Source organism: Schnuerera sp. (assembly GCF_035459645.1).
GTDB lineage: Bacteria > Bacillota > Clostridia > Tissierellales > Tepidimicrobiaceae > Schnuerera.
Window position 1 is genome coordinate 1 of record NZ_DATHXO010000048.1, and the last position, 3,208, is coordinate 3,208.

3 protein-coding genes are annotated in these 3,208 nt (G+C 31.1%); all 3 read right to left on the reverse strand.

The features are described from left to right. Positions 1-856: methionyl-tRNA formyltransferase (gene fmt / locus VK998_RS01140; protein ID WP_325224530.1), on the reverse strand; the 856-nt coding region annotated here is incomplete at its 3' end. A 19-nt stretch (positions 857-875) separates the two neighbouring features. Next, the gene (gene def / locus VK998_RS01145; protein WP_325224532.1) at positions 876-1,343 is read right to left on the reverse strand and encodes a peptide deformylase; all 468 of its coding nucleotides are present in this window, start codon (positions 1,341-1,343) and stop codon (positions 876-878) included. Positions 1,344-1,354: 11 nt separating this feature from the next. Next, on the reverse strand, positions 1,355-3,085 hold the full coding sequence (gene priA, locus VK998_RS01150; protein WP_325224534.1) for a primosomal protein N': 1,731 nt from the start codon (positions 3,083-3,085) through the stop codon (positions 1,355-1,357). Positions 3,086-3,208: the final 123 nt, after the last annotated feature.

Below are 3,208 nucleotides of genomic sequence, written 5' to 3' on the forward strand. Positions count from 1 at the left end.
GAAATTGTAGTTCTTCGACGACGATACAGGAGTCAGAACAATTAACATACATACCGTCATTAGAAACTTTAAATATTACTCCATTTTCATCATTAGTAAATTTCTCTATTTTTTTAGCTTTGTGGATTTTAACTTTTTTGTCTTTATAAACTGTATAGGCAGAAGGCCAAGGTTTAAGCCCCCTTATTAAATTTATTATATTATCCCCATTGCTATTCCAATTAATTTCACCAGTTTTTTTTGAAATTTTAGGTGCATAAGTTGATAGTTCATTTAATTGTGGTATGCTCTTTATATTACCATTTTTTATATCTTCTAAAGTTTCAATAATTAATTTGCCACCTAGTTTAGACAATTTATCGTGGATCGTTTTAGAATCATCATCTTGCATTATGGGTATGGACTCTAATTTAAGCATATCGCCTGTATCTAGTCCTTCATCCATATTTATTATAGTTACTCCTGTTTCCTTTTCTCCTTTAATAATAGCCCAATTAATAGGTGCAGCACCTCTGTACTTTGGCAATAATGAGGCGTGTATATTTAAGCATCCGTGTTGAGTTAATTCTAATATATCTTTTTTTAAAATTTGACCATAAGCTACTACTATTATACAGTCTGGCGATATACCTTTTAATTTATTTATAGATTCTGTAGAATTTATAGATTCTGGTTGATAAACTTCTAATCCTAATTCTAAAGCTTTTTCCTTTATAGGAGTTGGTTTAAATTTTTTGCCTCTTCCTCTAGGTTTATCTGTCTGAGTTATAACCAAAGGTATATTATATCCATTTTTGTACAAAGATACCAAAGATGGGACTGCAAATTCAGGTGTACCCATGAAAACTATTTTCATACTATTATCACCTCCAGCCCTATTCATGGCTCTCTTCTGATTCAATCTCTTCAATAATTTTATCTATAAATAGTATACCATTTAAATGGTCGATTTCATGACAAAAAGCTTTTGCTAATAAACCTGTTCCTTCTATTATATTTTCTTGGCCATTTTCGTCTAAATATTTTACTTTAACTTTTTCAGGTCTTTTAACTGTTCCAGCTCTATTTGGAACGCTTAAACAACCTTCAACATCTATATTTTCTCCTTCTTCTTCCACTATTTCAGGATTTATAAGCTTTATAGGTCCTTCTCCAATATCAATAACAACAACTCTTCTAAGAACACCTACTTGAGGTGCAGCCAATCCTACACCTTCATTTTCGTACATAGTATCTACCATATCTTCTAGTAAAATTTTAATTCTTTCATTAACTTCGGTAACCTTTCTAGAGTTTTTTCTCAAGATAGGGTCTCCTTCAAATCTAATCTGTCTAATAGCCATATCTATTCCTCCTACAATATTGAATTAGGGTTAATATCTATATTAAATTTAACTCCTGATAAATTAATTTTATTTTTATTTAATATACATACCCACTCTATAATCTTTTTTAACTTTTTCATATGTTTATCTTTAGATTTAATAATTATCTGATATCTGTAATTTTTCTTGATCTTTTCCAATGGTGCTGGAAAAGGACCTGTAGTATTTTCAGCTACTTCTTCTAAATCTTTTGATTTCATGTTTTTAACCAAAAGACCATAAATTTCTTTTGCTTTCATTTCAATATATTTATTATTTTCTCCATATACTACTATAGATATTAAATTAATAAAAGGAGGATAGTTGAACTCCTTTCTCAAAACAATTTCTTTATTATAAAAATCTAAATAATTATGCTCTTTTGCACACTGAATACTATAATGTTCAGGACTATACGTTTGTACCACTACCTTACCATCAAAGGCACCTCTTCCAGCCCTTCCAGCCACTTGTGTAATAAGCTGAAAAGTTCTTTCAGGCGAGCGAAAATCAGGCAAATTCAAGCTAGTGTCAGCAGCTATTATTCCAACTAAAGTTACATTTTCAAAATCCAATCCTTTTGCTACCATTTGAGTACCAATTAAAATATCTATTTTATTATTCTTCATTTTATCAAGGATATATTCATGACTTCCTTTTTTACTAGTAGTATCCATATCCATTCTCTTAACCACTGCTTTAGGAAAAATATTTTTTGTAAACTCTTCTACCTTTTCAGTACCTATTCCAAAATATTTAATATACTTACTTTTGCAAACAGGACATACTTTAGGTGGATTTATAGCTAGTCCACAATAATGACATTTTAACTTGTTTTCTTCTAAATGGTAGGTCATTGATATACTACATTCATTACATTTTACTACATATCCACATTGTCTGCAAGAAACAAAAGTCGAATATCCACGTCTATTTAAGAAGAGAATAGTTTGTTTTCCGGCTTTAAGATTATCATCAATTGCTTGATGTAATTCCCGACTAAATATAGACATATTTCCTGAACTTAGTTCCTCTCTCATATCTACTATTTTGACATCTGGCATTTTTTTTTCATTAATTCTCTTTTTCAAACTTAGTAATTTTAACTCTCCATTTTTACTTCTGTAATAAGATTCAATAGAAGGGGTAGCTGAACCATTGACTAAAAAAGCACCTTCCTGTTCACATCTTTTTTCAGCGACTTCAATAGCATTATACTTTGGGTTCATACTCGATTTATACGTAGATTCGTGCTCCTCATCAATAATGATAAGGCCTAAATTGTTAAAAGGCGCAAAGATTGCTGAACGTGCTCCTACTGCTATTTGTACCTTTCCTTCTTTTATTTTTCTCCATTGATCAAATCTTTCACCAAAAGATAATCTGCTATGAAGTACAGCCACATTATCTCCAAATCTTCCAACAAATCTACTTATAGTTTGAGGAGTTAAAGCAATTTCTGGAACAAGTACTATAGATTCTTTGCCTGAATTTATCATTTCTTCTACCAATTGAAGGTAAATTTCTGTTTTACCACTTCCAGTGACTCCATGAATTAAAAATTTATTAGTCTTATCTTTATTATTCACACTTTCTAATATAGTATCAACACAATACTTTTGCTCTAAAGATAATTTATGTTTCCTATAAGGCATGATATCATCTTTAATTGTAGTTCTATATATCTCCTTATTAAAAATTTCAATTATGATCTCAATCACGGGGGTGTTTTGGGGAAGAGGGAGAAGGCAGTGGCCCGGCCAATAAATTCGACGGTGGATCATGCTGATATCCGAGGACTGGTTACCTCATTACTGAGTTCCGCCTTGTGGACCGGTCCGCAC